This is a genomic window from Exiguobacterium sp. s143 (genome assembly GCF_018618895.1).
GTDB lineage: Bacteria > Bacillota > Bacilli > Exiguobacteriales > Exiguobacteriaceae > Exiguobacterium_A > Exiguobacterium_A abrahamii.
Map to the genome: position 1 here is coordinate 439968 of NZ_JACSMX010000002.1, position 15959 is coordinate 455926.

Genomic DNA, 15959 nt, shown 5'->3' on the forward strand with positions numbered 1-15959 from the left:
TCTTACGTCGGGCTCGTTTTTCATCTATTATCATCTATGCAAACAATTGGAATTATAGTATAGTAAAAAGCGACGTTTTAAGTTAGAGGAGGAAGCAACTTGGCTACATGGATTTGGATTTTAATTGCCCTTCTTTGCTTGGTAGCAGGTGTCGCCCTTGGTTTCTATATCGCTCGTCGATACATGATGAACTACTTGGAGCAAAACCCACCAATCAACGAAGATATGATTAAGACATTGATGATGCAAATGGGTCAAAAGCCATCACAAAAGAAAGTCAACCAAGTGATGCGTTCAATGAGTGGTTCAATGAAATCACCTAAAAAATAAGCTGTACGAAAGGGGACCAAATGGTCTCCTTTTTATTTGCTATTTTTTAGAAAGAGAACTAATCTAAAATGTGAGACTATTTCAAATAATCATAGGATTTAAAAAAGGGGGGAGACTTGAATGGGAGTCTTCAGGAAACTCAGTTGGTTTTTCCGACGAGAATGGAAAGCATATAGTCTTGGGGTCGTCTGCTTGATTTTTGTAGCAGCGTTAGAACTCATTCCACCGAAGATCATCGGGACGACAGTCAATGGTCTAAGTGAGGGGAGCTTGACGAAGAATGATTTGATTCGTCTAGCAGGTACATTGTTGCTCATTGGGGTCGCGACGTATTTCATTCGTTATTTTTGGCGTTTTCATATCTTTGGGGCATCGATTCGTCTCGGTCGATTGTTACGCAGTCAACTGTATGGTCATTTTTCAGATTTGGATCAATCGTTTTATAAGAAATATCGGAGCGGAGATTTGATGGCGCATGCGACAAACGATGTACAGGCGGTATCGATGACAGCGGGTGCCGGTATTCTAACGCTCGTCGACTCGGTGACGATGGGGAGCTTCGTCATCATCACGATGGTCACGACGATCAGTTGGAAATTGACGCTTGTATCACTTCTACCGATGCCGCTGATGGTCTACTTGACGTCACGCTACGGGAAAATGTTACATTCGCGTTTTCATGACGCGCAGGAAGCCTTCTCCGATTTGAATGATAAGGTCGCGGAAAGCATTAGTGGTGTCCGTGTCTTAAAAGCAACAGGAGAAGTTGAATCTGATGTACAGACGTTCACCGATCTATCGGATGACGTCGTCCAAAAGAACCGTCGTGTCGCAAAAATCGACGCGCTGTTTGACCCGACGATTTTTGGATTAGTTGGTCTATCGTACATCATCGCTGTCGGATATGGTGCGTACTTGTTACAACAAGGTGAGATCCGAATCGGTGACATCGTCTCATTCACTACATATCTTGGTTTATTGACGTGGCCGATGCTCGCATTCGGTTGGTTGTTCAACATCGTCGAACGTGGTCGTGCTTCTTACGATCGGATCGAGCGGATGCTTGCGATCGAACCGGAAATTAAAGACGCGAAGGAAGCAGCGACGCGTGTTTCATCACCAGAACTCCACGTTGGGATTGAGCGTTTCATCTATGATACACAACCGGTCTTACAAGACATCGATGTGACGTTGAAGCCTGGTAAATCGCTCGGAATCGTCGGGAAGACAGGTGCCGGGAAATCGACGTTCGTTCGCTTATTGTCTCGCGAATACGACGTCAAACAAGGCGCAATCACGATTGGTGGACGAGACATCAAACAATTGACGCGTGACACCGTCCGTCGTCAAGTAGCGATCGTTCCACAGGATCATTTCTTATTCTCCGCGTCGATTGCTGACAATATTGCCTTTGCAAAACCGGACGCATCAATGGAAGACATCATGGAAGCAGCTCGGATCGCAGCGGTTCATGATGATATTCTTGGGTTTAAGGAAGGGTATGCGACGATGGTCGGGGAGCGTGGGGTGACGTTATCCGGTGGTCAAAAACAACGGATCTCGATTGCCCGGGCATTATTAGCAGACTGTCCGATTTTAGTGCTCGATGACGCCTTGTCTGCGGTCGATGCCAAAACCGAGGAAGCGATCATCCACCACTTCCGCACGGCGGATCACGATCAGGCACAAATCATCGTCGCCCACCGGTTATCGGCTGTGTCGCATACCGATGAGATCATCGTCCTTGAAGACGGTCGGATCATCGAACGAGGCACACATGAGCAATTACTCGCTCATGACGGTTGGTATAAAGAGACGTACGATCGCCAGCAACTAGAATCACTTGTCGAACAAGGAGGGCGTTCCGAATGAATCATGATATCAATGAAAAAGCCGTCCTGAAGCGATTGCTTGATTTCGTCAAACCGTTCAAAAAGCAGGTCAGTATCGCCTTCATCCTGCTGTTCATTACGACAGCGGCAAAACTCGGGGGACCGTATCTCGTCAAGATTTTCATTGATGAATACGTCGCACCGGAAACGTATCCGGTACAGGAAGTCGCACTTTTGTTTACAGCGTACTTGTTACTGCATACGACAGGGATCATCGTCGATTACTTGCAGGCGTTCGAATTCCAAAAGATTGCCTTGCAAGTCATTCAACGCTTACGCATTGACGTGTTCCGGCACGTCATGCACTTACGGCTTGCCTATTTTGACCGGACGCCTGCCGGAGTGCTCGTGTCCCGGATCACGAACGATACGGAAGCGATCAAGGAGCTCTACATCGGTGTCTTGTCGACATTCGTACAAAGTGGTGTCCAGTTGATTGGAACATATATCTTCCTCTATCTACTAGAGCCGCGACTCGCGACGATTGCATTACTGTTGTTACCATTGTTTTATTTCATCATTTGGATTTACCGAAAGTATTCGACGAAGTATTACGCGGAAGTCCGCGATTTACTATCGAAAATCAATGCCCAACTGAACGAATCCATTAACGGGATGGCGATCATTCAACAATTCCGCCAAGAAAAACGCTTGATGGCAGAATTCGAGGAGACGAACGTCGCCCACCAGAATGGACGTTATAAGAACTTGAAGCTCGATAGTTGGTTACTGCGACCAATCATTGAATTGTTACTCGCCATTTCAATTGCGACACTCGTGACGTATTTCGGTGTCCTATCGTTCTCACAAACGGTCCAAGTCGGTGTCGTCTATGCCTTCATCAGCTACATGGAGCGGATCTTCCAACCGGTTCAGCAAATCATGCAACGGTTATCCGAGTTCCAGCAAGCTGTCGTCTCAGCAGACCGTGTATTCAAGGTCCTCGATACGGATGAGCCGGAACCAACGAAACAACTCGAAGGGGATGCACGAGTATCGGAAGGACATATCGTCTTTGAAGACGTGCGCTTTAGTTATGACGGAGAGAAAGATGTCTTGAAAGGGATTTCGTTCGAGGCGAAAAAAGGACAGACGATTGCCCTCGTTGGTCATACGGGAAGTGGAAAAAGTTCGATCATCAATATCTTGATGCGTTTTTACGCGTACCAATCGGGTCGGATCTTGATCGATGGTCAACCGCTTGAGCAGTTATCAGAAGAAGAACTACGACAGCATGTCGGACTCGTGTTGCAGGATTCATTCTTGTTCACGGGAACGGTCGCTGATAACATTCGATTATTCGATAGTTCGATTTCCTTTGATCGTGTCGAAGCAGCTGCTAAATTTGTACAAGCGGACGGATTCATCAATCAACTCGACCAGCAATATGACAGTCCCGTTGCGGAACGGGGGGCGACGTTCTCAGCTGGGGAACGTCAGTTGATCTCCTTCGCACGCACGATGGCGCGGGATCCGAAAATTCTGATCCTCGATGAAGCGACGAGTTCGATTGATACGGAGACAGAGGAGAAAGTGCAAGTCGCACTTGAACGGATGCGTCAAGGGCGGACGACGATTGCCATTGCCCACCGTTTATCGACGATTCAAGATGCAGATTTGATTCTTGTATTGCATCAAGGGGAAGTGATCGAGCAAGGAAATCACCAAGAATTGATCGCACAAGATGGTCTGTATAAGAAGATGTATCAACTGCAATCCGGTCATGTCACGGTCTCTTAAAAAAAGACATAAAAAAAGCCTGCCAGGCGGCCTCGCCCGGCAGGTTGTTTGTTCTGATTAGTAGACTGTGACTGTGACGTTTTGGCGTCCCCAGTTAAGTGCTTCTTGTTGTGAACCAACGAGAAGGTCAAGTTTGTTACCTTGGATTGCGCCACCACGGTCGAGTACGATTGCTTCACCAATGCCTTCGATGTGCATACGTGTACCGATTGGGTATTGTGAAGAAGCTGCTACGATACGCATACCATTGTACGTGATCGTATTTGTAACGTCATAACCGCTTGCTGTCAACGCACGACCGTTGTAGAGTTGGCTACCGTTGTTAGACGGGTCGTTCGTGTAAGCAGTGACGTTCATTGTCACTTTCGTACCTGATTTTGCAGGTGTCGATTGTTTTGTTGCAGTTGCTGGTTTAGCAGCTGCTTTTGGTGCTGGCTTCGCAGCTGGTTTAGCAGCTGGTTGTGCTTGTGCTGCTGGTGCTTTCGATACGCCAGCGAGTGAAGTGTAGTCGCTGTGTACGTAGCGTGTTTTACCATCGATTGTTGTTTTGATCCATGCACCGACTTTACCTTCTACGTTGACTTTTTCGCCTTTGTAGAGGTTACCGACATCTTTCGAGCTTGTCGTTGGTTGTGTGCGGACGTTTAGTACTGCCGTAGTAACTGTCGCTTTTTTAAAGTCGAATGAGCCTGCTGCAGACGTATACGCGCCATGAACATAACGTTTTTGACCGTTAATGTGTGTTTGGATCCATGCGCCAGAACGTCCTTCGACATTTAATGTTTGACCTTTATATACATTGCCTACGTCTGCTGATGCAGTTGTAGGTGCTGTGCGTACGTTGAGTACTGGTGTATTTACTGTTACCGTTTCTGAGGCAGCCTCTGTCTCTTGGGCAAATCCTACTGATAGAGCTGTTGCTGCAAGACCGGCAGCGAAAACTGCTTTTTTCATTATTGATGTCCTCCTGACATATGCTGTGTTTACTGTTCCTACTTTACACGGCAAAACTGACCTGTGCGTTTACAGGTCAATGTCATTCGAGTTACAAACCGGGCTATTGTGACAACGAGATTGCAAAAGGTCGGTTTTTGTCATCGATAGGACATACTGATTATGAAAAACGGATGTTTGTAGGTCTTTTGGATTACTTTTGCTGAAAGATTCGCACAATTCAACAGAAAAAAGTCTTAAAAATAGAAACTATGTCATCCTTCTATCGTCTAGTGATGAAAAAGTGAAATGGAGGATACGCAGATCAATACTTGACGATCGTCGTCACGCCGAACGCTGTCAGGTAAGAACGATGGAACAATTCCTGCATCCAATCGTTAGCGGAAAGCTGAAACGTGCCGTGAATCGTTTGGTACGTTCGCTGTCGAATATTGATTTCAATCGGCTCTAGTAAGGGGGCGGATGGTAGATGGTCATGCATGCTGTCATTTTGATTTTCAATATAAAGCAACTCGAGGACATCTCCTTCTTCCATATAACGCTGTAAGTAAATCATGAACTCCCACTGATCAGCACCTTCGATCGTGTACAAGTAAGGCATCGTGAACCTTCCTCGCTTCAATGATACGTATTCAATCGCTTCGACTTCATGTACGTATAATTGGGGGAGATCGTCAGGTATATAGAGAGGACGAGAACTAGCAATGAATGTAAGAGCGGACATAAAGCACCTCCATCAGAAATAAGAAACCATAAAAAAGTCAGCATTCGCACTCGAATGCTGACCAGATCGTGCATTAAGATAAAAGCGGTTCATTCGAACCGTGAATGGTATAGTTTTGGACGATGCGTGAATATTCTAAAAGCAGGACATCGAGTTCATGACTAAGTTGTAGAACACGCGGGGAGGTGAAGCTGGACTGGTCAGCTTGATGATATAGTTCGCTACGTTTGGCTTCGATGGCTAACGTCAATAGTTGTTGTGTCGTCATAGCAGTCTCCCTTACATTGGTGTCGTATCCATATTCTAGCAAGTCCATTTACGAGGCGCAACGAGATTTCAGTAAAATCGACGAAATGTAATTTTTTTGTAATTTTGGCAGACACGAATCTTTTGCAACTTTCTGTGAGATAATAGGTGCTAAATGCAGAGGAGTTTGGCAAAATAGAGGAGGAACTTCTTCTATAGTAGTAAAGGAAAGGGGATGCTCATGATGGAGCTCTCGTTATGGTTAGCGTTTGGAGCAGGATTATTATCTTTCGTCTCTCCATGTACGCTACCACTGTATCCTGTGTTTCTCTCATACATCACAGGCGTGTCGGTAACGGATTTAAAAGAACGGGGCGTACGAGAAAAGCGATCCTTGTTTCATACGTTAGCGTTCCTCGTTGGTTTTGCGATGGTATTCGTTGTGCTCGGGTTATCGACATCGTTATTCGCAGATGTCTTTATCACATATCGGGATACGTTACGGATGATTGGGGCACTCGTCATCTTCGTATTTGGGATTGTTCTCGTCGGATTATGGCAACCAACATTCTTGATGCGTGAAAAGAAACTGAATCTCGGGGAACGAAAAGGGGGATACGTCGGGACGGTACTCGTCGGAATCGGTTTTGCAGCCGGTTGGACACCGTGTACAGGTCCGATTCTCGCAGGAGTCATCGGATTAGCTGCGACCAATCCGAGTCAAGGCATGTTCTACATGCTCGCGTATGTCCTTGGCTTCTCGATTCCGTTCTTATTGATGGCGTTCTTCGTCGGTCGTTCGCGCTTGTTCGTGCAGTATAGTCTGAAATTAACGAAATTCGGGGGAGCCTTGATGATGGTGTTCGGAGTCATGTTGTATTTTGATGGCTTAAGTAAATTCGCAGCATGGATGAGTGACATCGTCGGATTCACTGGATTTTAATCAAGGAAGTGATCGGATGATTTGGATATCAACTGGGGTAGCGCTCGTCATGGGATTGCTGATCAGCTTCATTCGTGTGAAGGCATCAGCAAAACCGACGAATGCTAAAAAAATCTTGATCCCTCCCTTTGCGATGTCGACGGGGATGCTACAGTTTTTATATCCAGCATCCCGTCTGACATGGACGGAAGTGGCAGAAGCATTGCTCATTGGAGCCATCTTCAGCATCTTTTTGATCAAGACATCCAATTTTTATGAAGCAGAAGGGCAGATTTATTTGCAACGTTCGAAAGCTTTTTTCATCGTCTTATTCGGTATCTTATTCATTCGGACGGTTGCGAAGTTCTTCATCGGCGGGCAGATTGATATTTTCGAAACGGGCGGCATTTTTTATCTCGTCGCATTCGGAATGATCGTCCCTTGGCGCTTCGCGATGTATATGAAATACAAACGAGTCAAGTCGGGCACCGTACCGGTTGCTCACTTACCTCACTAAAAAACCGCTGAAGGCGACTTCGGCGGTTTTTCGTGCATCCTTCAATTTTGGAAGTATAATGCGTAGTCTCGCCAGTCGATGGCGTGCTCCGTTAGTGCTTTTTTCAAGAATTTATGATCGCGTTTCGGTGTCGCAGAAATATACCCTTTGACGACCAGTTCGGATGTCATCTCTGTCGCCCGTTCTTCAAGTGCGAACTGTCCGATCCGCCCGGCAATCTTGCGGCGTGCGACATCACGAAATGCCGATGGAACCGGCATGACGAGAGCATTCAATAACTCCATCGTCTCATCCGTCCAAAGGTGTCGTGTTTGGTCGATGTACTCATCTTCCCAGTCCATCATCGATTTACCGTCTTCTTTCGGTAACTTCTTGAGGAACTTCCGGAACATGAAAAACCCGCCAATCGCCATGAGTGTAATCATGATAAAGCCCCAGAGCAGAATCCCGTTCATGAACCATTCCATGCGCGACTCATCCCCCTTTCACATCAAATATAGATTAGCATAAATCAGGTGGACGTGCTATGATGAATGACGGAGAAAGTGAGGCGAAAGAATGCTGCAACCATACGTACAATTGGACGAGACCGGACAGCCCCGTAAAGGTGTCTTACCTGAAACAGCGGACGGTCGGATCGTTGAATTCTATTATGATACGAAAGGTGAGGAGATCACAGTCATCTTCGTCACCGTTCCGGCAGAAGATGCGAGCCGGAAGCGTGCGTTTACGGTCGGGAAAACGTTCAAGACGGTCTCGACACTCGAAGACTTCACGTTACTTCACTATGAATGGGCAAATGACCAGATTTTCGCAACACTCGAGATGTTCGCGGATGGGTCGAAACGTCAAATCGACGCTTCGAGATTGCTCGACTACTAAAAAAGAAGGAGATGCGGATTGCCGCGTCTCCTTCTTTTGATATTCAAGAAATATGAAGTCGGATGACCTCGTCATGCAGTTCAACCTGACCACCAATCGGAAACGTGAACAAAGGACTCGTATGTCCGAAGTCGACATTCGCAAGAACCGGTACGTGCTCTAGGACTGGATAGAGTGAGATCAGATATCGCAGATGCTCTTCCGTCATCTTCGTTGCGAGCTGGAAGCGCCCGAAGACGATCCCGCGAATCGTTTCGGCACCCGGTTGCGCCATCAAAGAGGCGAAATCACGGGCGAACGTCGCTGGATGGACTTCGTAATCGTCTTCAAGGAATAAAATCGTATCCCGTAAATCAGGGAAGTGCGGTGTGCCTTGCAGGAGATTTAACGTACAAAGATTCCCACCGAGTAGTCGACCACTTGCTTGTCCCGGAGATAAGAGAAGTGGACCTTTGTTTGGTAACGTAATGACGTGTCCGCGATCGGTATCACGCCAATGCACCGAAGGCTTGATCGTAACGGGATCCGTTCCAAACAACACTTGCTTGAAGTAATCGATCGTATAGGCGTCGCGATCACGGAAAGCCCGTAACATTGGGCCCGAGTACGTCACTAAGCCGGTATTCGTTAGAATGGCGTGACTGAGTGCTGTGATATCGGAGAAGCCACAAAGGATTTTCGGATGTGTCCGAATCAATTCGTAGTCAAGTAAGTCGACAAGTTCATTCGTACTGAACCCACCGCGAACGCACAGAATCGCATCAACATTTGGATCAGCGAACGCGGCATGGAGGTCTGCGACGCGTAACTCAGGATCACTGGAACCGAACGGATTGACGGCACGCGCATGTTGACTGATCGAGACACGTAATCCAAGTGATTCGAGGGTCTGGATCGCACCATCGATGATCTTCATCTCGACCGTCGAGAGGCTTGAGGCTGGTGCGATTAAGCGGACATGAGAACCATCCGTCAACTTCTTCGGCGTTAACTTCGGCAGGTGGGCAGCGATGATCTCCAAACGGTTACCGAAGGGATCAGCTGTGAAGAAACGACGACGTGGCGCAAGGCGTGTGTCATGCTCAACCGGATAACCGGCAGCTTGAAGAACATCGCTCAAAGCTTCGAACGCAGCGACGGTTAATCCAGGATGCGCTTTTTTAGCAGGGGAGAATGGCTCCTCGATGCCGAGATGAAGTGCTGCACCATGATCTTCGAACCAGACACCACCACTGGCTTGAACACCAGCCGGTTTTTCGACTTCCTTCATATGTAAAAGCCCGGCATAAAATGCACGGGCGCGATCTTCTTCGTTTTTTGGCATAGCGAGCTGGACATGATCTAACATGAAGACACTTCCTTTACGAATTAGATTCAGGCAACGAACTGGGTGATCCGTTTCAGTTCACGTTCGACGAGGTTCAAGTAGAAGACACCTTCAATCCGGCGATCGAGAGATTGTGCGATCTCGTATAGATTCGTCCGAAGCGCTGCGAGATACGACGCTTCCTCACCAAGAGATTGACGATGGGCGAACGCATAGTGAGCGAGTAGGAACTGGAGATATCCACGGTCGGTCAAGAATGGAATCAATTGTTTTTTCTCTTCCATCGACCAGGTATAGTTCGTATCGTAATACATCTTCGCATATAGGTGGTACGGCTCGTCGCCACCTGTGAACAAGGTTTCGCCACGCTTAACTTCTTCGATTAAGCGTTCACTCCAGTCAAAGCGTTCTTTTTTGCGACTAAGGAACAACGGTAGGATATATGGATGTGCCTGATCCGGCATCCGTGAACAACCGCGTTCATGCCGAAGTGCTGCATAAAGTAGCAAGGCACGATCTTCGAAGCCACGTTCAATCGCATACGTCATCCGGCTAAATGCTTCACAGGATGGGCAATCACTAAGTTCGTCACTTGGCGCGTCAACCCATTCCGAGAGATAATGATCGGCTTGTTCCTCGTCACCGAGTTTGCTATAGACCATGAAGCTGATATAGTCGCGCGTCCGAATAAAGCCATGCGCGTCACAGAAATCGATGAAGCGATCAAGATCTTCTTCGAGAAGCGAGACCGTCACGTCTTCTTGTTCTGCCATATAGATCAAGTAGGACTTGTAGTTCCAGTACAAATCAAGTTCTTGTTTTGGAGTTAGTGTCATCTCATCTTTTCGGATCCATTCCATCAAGAGCGTGAAGGACACAAGAAACGATCGGAAGTGTCCTAAATCAAATTGATTTTGTGAAAATGTCCATAAGGAGAGGAAGCGGAGTGAATCATCAGCTGTTTCCTCAAAGATGGCCCATAAGGCCTCACCGCGTGCAACGGAGGGTTCTTCTTCCTTTAAGCGAAGATATAAGAGATGGAGTTCTTCTTGAGGGTTCATCTGTACCCCTCCTTTCTTATATAAGTATACCACGAGCGTTTTGAGAAATCGCAATTGAGCGAGGACGGAATAAAAAAAGATTCCGAACCCGCTCAATCGCGGTTCGGAATCATTTCAAGTATTTGTGGATGAGTTTCAGCTGTCGGATGTAGCAAATCATGTACTGTGTAACCATTGAGTACTTGATGGAACGCCGCAATGGCATCATCGAAAGCATCACGTGCTGGATTGAGCGAAGGAATCTCGTGAATGCCTTCTTGCGGATCGAGAAAATGAACGGTTGGTTCAAACAGTTGTACGACGTCACCGATATGAATTGCATCCGGAGGGCTCGCTAATCGAAAACCACCTCCACGACCACGGACAGATTCAATCAGACCACTCTGTCCTAAACGATAGACTACTTTCATCAAATGATTCTTAGAAATGTCGTAACAATCCGCTACTTCCTGGATTCGGACTAAACGATCGGGATGAGCTGCTGCGAACAGCAGAGACCGAATCGCGTAATCCGTATAACGTGTCATGCGCATTTTCATCACCTACTTACCACACATACTAGGGGGGGACGCAAGCATTTACAACTTTCAATGTGCAAAAAATAAGATGCATTTTAGAGATTGTTTTTGAGAGTGGATTCACGCATAATGGACGGTGAAAGGTAGGTTAAATTATGCATTTCGATCAGGCATTACACCTTTTGCAACAGCTCGGTCCATCGATGGAGCAAAAGGGATTGCGGATCGCGACGCGCTTCTATGACTCGCTCGAGGCGACGTACGAAGAAGAATTGCGCGCGCTTCGAGAAGCGGGAGCTCAGGACGGAACTCGCGCATTACGGATTTTACGCCTGAGTCAATTATTGAATCAGATTACAAACCAGCATGAATCGAGTGAACTGTTTAAATTGATTTTACTGAATGAAATCGATCAGACGAAATCGTTTCTGTTGACGTACCCTGACATCATCAGTCGTGAAATTCTTCAAGCTATTCAAATCGAATATGACCTTAAAGAAGATGCACCTTTACTTCAAGCATGGGCAATTGTTCACCATCAACTCGTCGATACGTGTCGCCATTTTTGTAAATACCGCCGTGCTGAAAACTGGCGCCAACAAGATATCTTGTTGATTGCAGAAGAGCATCATCTTGGAGCCGTCATCGACGAAGCTCGGCATGCACTCCTGACCGGTCGAAAAACGACATTGTTACATGTCTCAGCTGAGGAACTGGCAGAACGAATGTTAGCGAATGTCGTATCCTTGACGACGAAAGGGATGGTCGTTCATCACATTCGTCAAGAAGGATGGGAACAACAGATGCACGAATTCTTGACGATGATCACGGTAAATGATCCGATCGTCTTCGTCAGTGGATCGACGAATTTCATTGAAGAAATCCAGCAACGACTTGATCCGTTACCGGTCCTGTTCGGTCCGTTCGTAGCGGCAAATCAATTACCCTCTTAACGAGAAAAGCGATGTGTAACGCTCTGACAAAAGTCGGAGCATGACACATCGCTTTTTTTTTTAGGCGGATTTCGTTAAGCGTTTCGCGCGTTGGATCGACCGGTCTAGTGCGAGATAGACCCCACCTGATACACAGCAGAGCAGTCCGACGAATCCGAGCGCAAAGTCACCTTTTCCAGTATCAAGGAATAACGATCCGAGAAGCGGTGCGGTGACGCCGCCAATCAACCACTGGAGACTCGCAGCACCGTTGTACGTTCCGCGGAGATGTTCTGGTGCAATCAAAGCGATGAACGTCATCTGCACAGGGGACATGATCATCTCACCGAGCGTATAGAACGCATAAATCGCAAGCAATACCGTCACGAGCACGACATAACTCGTTCCGAGTGAGAACAGGTAAGACGGCACGAATGCGAGGAAAATCATGCCGATTCCGAAAATCGAGGCCCCGAGCAACATGACTTTTCCGAATGCTTTGCCAGACAAGCGAGCAGCGATCGGGAACTGGAACAAGACGACCATGATTCCGTTCAGAGCCATCAGATAAGGGAACGGATTTTGTTTTGTCGGTAATCCCGGTAGTGCTTCCTTCAAGAAGACCGGTAACATACTCTCGACGAGGGCAAATCCCATCGAGATGAAGACACCCGCCCCGATGAAGATTAAAAAGACATGATCCTTCCGCAATACAGTGAGCGGTGATACTTTGACTTCGTCCGTCTTTTCGATATAGTCTGGCTTCGTCTCTTCGATGAAGAAGTAGAGAACGATTCCGTACAGGAAAAAGACGAAAGCGGCAGAGTAGAAGATGAGTGAACGGTCGACGAACAAGACGGCACTTCCGAGAAGTGGACCGAATGCGGCCCCGACGTTATGTCCCATCCGCAGCAGACCGAACGATTCGTTCAGGCGTTCTGGTGGCGTGACGTCAGCGACCATCGCGCTTGCCGCGGGATGGAACAGTGAACTCGATAAACCGAGCAACGCGTTCAACGCGAGAAGTGGTCCGAATGAATCAGCGAACGAGAAACCGATTAAAGCAATGACGTCACCGATGATCGAGAGGACCATCAGTGGTTTTCGACCGAATTTATCAGCGAAGTGACCACCAAGGACGGCGCCGACGAGTGACATGATCGGTCCGGTCGCCATGATGACACCAACCAAGAAGTAGGAATCGAGTCGATCCGCATAATAAAGAACTAAAAATGGTGCAATCATGAACATCATGATCCCCGTGATCGTTTCCCCGACGAACCGGATCCAGATGTTGCGATCAAGCTGTTTGAGTGCGTTAAACATAGTGAAAACCCCTTATATTCCGTTTTTAGACAATAGAAAAGACGGATACGCACAAATATGGGCATACCCGTCCTAATATAAGAGGGCAGCATGTACGTATACGCATACGTACACCCTGCTTAATTAAAAATTAAACGATTGGGTGACGTACAGTTGTAGCCGATACAAAGACAGTGTGGACAGATGTCCGGGCTTGATGGAATACCATTGTACGTCTCCTCCTTCTGTAATAGTGAACTTCCTTGTCATCGTAAAGAAGATCGTGATGAATTGTCAACTTTAAATCTGAAAATTGAGTCAATGAAGTGAAATGGACGAGACCTTGAAAATTCGGTATGATAGACTAGTTGCGAAAAAGATTGATCGGACTTTTGAATATATCGGTGAAAGGAACTACCATACATGACAAACATTCTACAAACGGAAGTCGAAAAGCGTCGGATTTTCGGCATCATTTCCCACCCGGATGCGGGTAAGACGACATTAACTGAAAAATTCCTCCTGCACGGAGGGGCAATCCGTGAGGCAGGTTCTGTCAAAGCACGGAAAAACTCGAAATTTGCGAAATCCGACTGGATGGAAATCGAAAAACAACGCGGAATCTCCGTTACGTCTTCGGTCATGCAATTCGAATACGACAAAAAGATCGTCTCGATCATGGATACACCAGGTCACTCGGACTTCGGTGAAGATACGTACCGAATCCTGACAGCGGTTGACTCAGCGATCATGGTCATCGATGCGGCGAAAGGGATCGAGTCACAAACGAAGAAACTGTTCCAAGTCTGTCGGATGCGCGGGATTCCAATCTTTACGTTCATCAACAAGATGGACCGTCAAGCGCGTGACCCACTCGAATTGATGGAAGAACTCGAAGAAGTCCTCGGCATCCCGTCTGTTGCTGTGACGTGGCCAGCTGGTTCAGGTCAACAGTTCGAAGGGGTCTATGACCGCGTCAAAGGACAATTCCACTGCTTTAAAAATGATCGTAAGACGATCGAACTCGGCGAGGAAGGTCTCGCGAACGAAGAACTCGCGACGACGATCAACTCGGAAATGTACGAGACGTTGATGGATGAAGTCGACTTACTCGACGGCGCAGGTAACGAATACGATGAAGAATTGATCGCAAAAGGTGAGTTGACTCCGGTCTTCTTCGGATCAGCCCTCGTCGATTTCGGCGTCACACCACTTCTCGAGCATTACTTGAACTTGTCTCCTTCACCGACACCACGTGAGTCGAACAAAGGGAAAGTCGAACCGGCACAAGACTTCTTCAGCGGTTTCGTCTTCAAGATTCAAGCGAACATGAACCCGAATCACCGTGACCGGATTGCGTTCGTCCGTATTTGTACGGGTAAATTTGATCGTGGAATGGACGTCGTCTTGACACGGACAGGCAAGAAGATGAAGTTATCTCAATCGACACAATTCATGGCGGATGAGCGGGAAACGGTCAATGAAGCGTTCGCAGGAGACGTCATCGGGTTGTACGATTCAGGCAACTATCAAATCGGTGATACGATCACGAACGGTGATCCATCATTGCAATATGAAGCACTCCCAACGTTCGCACCAGAACTCTTCTTGAAGGTCTACACGAAAAACGCCTTAAAGTCGAAACAGTTCCAAAAAGGTGTCGAACAGCTCGCGCAAGAAGGTGCGATCCAGGTCTACAAAACGGAATACAACGAAATCATCCTTGGAGCGATCGGACAACTCCAATTCGAAGTCTTCGAGCACCGGCTCAAAGGTGAATATGGCGTTGACATCTTGAAGGATGCCGCGAACTTCCAAGTCGCAAAATGGATCAAGCCAGCAGAAGTCGCTGCCGTCAAACAATTGACGGATTCTCGGACGGTTCTCGTCTACGACCGTTGGGAGAATGCTGTTCTATTATTTGCGAATGATTTCGTCTACGAGCGGTTCGTTCAGAAAAACGAAGGAACGATCACATTGGTCGATTCACCGCAACAACTCTAAGCTTTGACGGACTACTTTTCGAAGTGGTCCGTTTTTTCGTTCCTGAAATCTCGTTTGATGGCAAGCGAACAAGGGTAAAAACAGAGCGAGTTTGAATTCATATGAAAAAGGAAGGTGTCATGTGATGGCGAAACGGTTTGTTGGAATCTATCAGGATCAATCGAGTCTGGAACGAAAAATCGAGGAATTGAAACAACAGGGGCATCATGATTCGGATTTATCTGTCGTCGGTCGAGATGACGCGGCAGACGAAGCATCGGGTGCAAGTTGGATTGATCAGGTCAAATCAAAATTTTCTAAAGAACCACCGCTCCGCGAGACATTAAAACGTGTCGGACATTCGGACGATGAGGCAGAACGGCATTACGCAGAAGTCGAGCGTGGCGGTCTTGCATTGTTCGTCAAGGATCGAGATCATGACCACGACCATGAGCACCATCATCACCATGACCACGATCATGATCATGACCATGACCATCGGCACGATGATAACAAGGTCGAAAATCCGGGGAACAACGCCTATGAATCCAATCACCGCGGGGACGGTGAGAAGAGCGACCGGGCGAAGTGGAAAGCGGACGATCTCGACTAATACCTAGAAGTGA

Annotated in this window: 17 protein-coding genes; 9 read left to right on the plus strand and 8 right to left on the minus strand. The window is 47.3% G+C overall.

The genetic code is table 11. The features are described from left to right. Nucleotides 1-99: 99 nt before the first annotated feature. From KNQ03_RS10480 to KNQ03_RS10490, 3 genes are all read left to right on the plus strand, one after another. Nucleotides 100-330 (plus strand): YneF family protein, encoded by a 231-nt coding sequence (locus KNQ03_RS10480; RefSeq protein ID WP_012370001.1) that lies wholly within the window; start codon nucleotides 100-102, stop codon nucleotides 328-330. Between the two features lie 120 nt (nucleotides 331-450). Further along, the gene (locus KNQ03_RS10485; RefSeq protein WP_214724574.1) at nucleotides 451-2202 is read left to right on the plus strand and encodes an ABC transporter transmembrane domain-containing protein; all 1752 of its coding nucleotides are present in this window, start codon (nucleotides 451-453) and stop codon (nucleotides 2200-2202) included. After that, entirely contained in the window at nucleotides 2199-3962 is a 1764-nt protein-coding gene (locus KNQ03_RS10490) for an ABC transporter ATP-binding protein (RefSeq protein ID WP_214724576.1), read from the plus strand. The genes KNQ03_RS10485 and KNQ03_RS10490 overlap by 4 nt, the downstream gene beginning before the upstream one ends. A gap of 57 nt (nucleotides 3963-4019) precedes the next feature. Here the strand turns inward: KNQ03_RS10490 and KNQ03_RS10495 are convergent, their stop codons facing one another. The 3 genes from KNQ03_RS10495 to KNQ03_RS10505 form a co-directional block, all read right to left on the minus strand. Then, entirely contained in the window at nucleotides 4020-4916 is an 897-nt protein-coding gene (locus KNQ03_RS10495; RefSeq protein WP_029341255.1) for an SH3 domain-containing protein, read from the minus strand. Between the two features lie 304 nt (nucleotides 4917-5220). After that, a complete protein-coding gene (locus tag KNQ03_RS10500) occupies nucleotides 5221-5517 on the minus strand; it encodes a hypothetical protein (protein ID WP_133208041.1) in 297 nt (98 codons plus the stop codon). A 196-nt stretch (nucleotides 5518-5713) separates the two neighbouring features. Next, complete coding sequence (locus KNQ03_RS10505; RefSeq protein ID WP_029341257.1) at nucleotides 5714-5908, minus strand: aspartyl-phosphate phosphatase Spo0E family protein; 195 nt, start codon at nucleotides 5906-5908, stop codon at nucleotides 5714-5716. Nucleotides 5909-6130: 222 nt separating this feature from the next. Here KNQ03_RS10505 and KNQ03_RS10510 point away from each other — a divergent pair, with 222 nt between their 5' ends. Together KNQ03_RS10510 and KNQ03_RS10515 are read left to right on the plus strand one after the other, a co-directional pair. Next, a complete protein-coding gene (locus KNQ03_RS10510) occupies nucleotides 6131-6829 on the plus strand; it encodes a cytochrome c biogenesis CcdA family protein (protein ID WP_064300421.1) in 699 nt (232 codons plus the stop codon). 16 nt (nucleotides 6830-6845) lie between these two features. Then, the gene (locus KNQ03_RS10515) at nucleotides 6846-7325 is read left to right on the plus strand and encodes a CcdC family protein (RefSeq protein WP_149427051.1); all 480 of its coding nucleotides are present in this window, start codon (nucleotides 6846-6848) and stop codon (nucleotides 7323-7325) included. A gap of 41 nt (nucleotides 7326-7366) precedes the next feature. Here the strand turns inward: KNQ03_RS10515 and KNQ03_RS10520 are convergent, their stop codons facing one another. Beyond that, a complete protein-coding gene (locus KNQ03_RS10520; protein WP_023467782.1) occupies nucleotides 7367-7792 on the minus strand; it encodes a DUF2621 family protein in 426 nt (141 codons plus the stop codon). Nucleotides 7793-7883: 91 nt separating this feature from the next. On the opposite strand from KNQ03_RS10520, the gene KNQ03_RS10525 reads away from it, so the two are divergent. Then, nucleotides 7884-8207: a hypothetical protein gene (locus KNQ03_RS10525; RefSeq protein ID WP_023467783.1), complete on the plus strand. Its 324-nt coding sequence runs from the start codon at nucleotides 7884-7886 to the stop codon at nucleotides 8205-8207. A gap of 43 nt (nucleotides 8208-8250) precedes the next feature. Here the strand turns inward: KNQ03_RS10525 and KNQ03_RS10530 are convergent, their stop codons facing one another. From KNQ03_RS10530 to KNQ03_RS10540, 3 genes are all read right to left on the minus strand, one after another. Beyond that, on the minus strand, nucleotides 8251-9555 hold the full coding sequence (locus KNQ03_RS10530) for a VOC family protein (protein ID WP_149427052.1): 1305 nt from the start codon (nucleotides 9553-9555) through the stop codon (nucleotides 8251-8253). Nucleotides 9556-9581: 26 nt separating this feature from the next. Next, nucleotides 9582-10595 (minus strand): hypothetical protein, encoded by a 1014-nt coding sequence (locus tag KNQ03_RS10535; RefSeq protein WP_023467785.1) that lies wholly within the window; start codon nucleotides 10593-10595, stop codon nucleotides 9582-9584. 92 nt (nucleotides 10596-10687) lie between these two features. Beyond that, nucleotides 10688-11128 (minus strand): RrF2 family transcriptional regulator, encoded by a 441-nt coding sequence (locus KNQ03_RS10540; protein WP_023467786.1) that lies wholly within the window; start codon nucleotides 11126-11128, stop codon nucleotides 10688-10690. A gap of 140 nt (nucleotides 11129-11268) precedes the next feature. On the opposite strand from KNQ03_RS10540, the gene KNQ03_RS10545 reads away from it, so the two are divergent. Beyond that, on the plus strand, nucleotides 11269-12066 hold the full coding sequence (locus KNQ03_RS10545) for a hypothetical protein (RefSeq protein WP_214724578.1): 798 nt from the start codon (nucleotides 11269-11271) through the stop codon (nucleotides 12064-12066). 60 nt (nucleotides 12067-12126) lie between these two features. On the opposite strand, the gene KNQ03_RS10550 is transcribed toward KNQ03_RS10545, so the two are convergent. Beyond that, the gene (locus KNQ03_RS10550) at nucleotides 12127-13371 is read right to left on the minus strand and encodes an MDR family MFS transporter (RefSeq protein WP_214724580.1); all 1245 of its coding nucleotides are present in this window, start codon (nucleotides 13369-13371) and stop codon (nucleotides 12127-12129) included. 402 nt (nucleotides 13372-13773) lie between these two features. Between KNQ03_RS10550 and KNQ03_RS10555 the strand changes: the two genes are divergently transcribed. Together KNQ03_RS10555 and KNQ03_RS10560 are read left to right on the plus strand one after the other, a co-directional pair. Further along, the gene (locus KNQ03_RS10555; RefSeq protein ID WP_035408673.1) at nucleotides 13774-15354 is read left to right on the plus strand and encodes a peptide chain release factor 3; all 1581 of its coding nucleotides are present in this window, start codon (nucleotides 13774-13776) and stop codon (nucleotides 15352-15354) included. A 124-nt stretch (nucleotides 15355-15478) separates the two neighbouring features. Then, a complete protein-coding gene (locus KNQ03_RS10560) occupies nucleotides 15479-15946 on the plus strand; it encodes a YflT domain-containing protein (RefSeq protein ID WP_214724582.1) in 468 nt (155 codons plus the stop codon). Nucleotides 15947-15959: the final 13 nt, after the last annotated feature.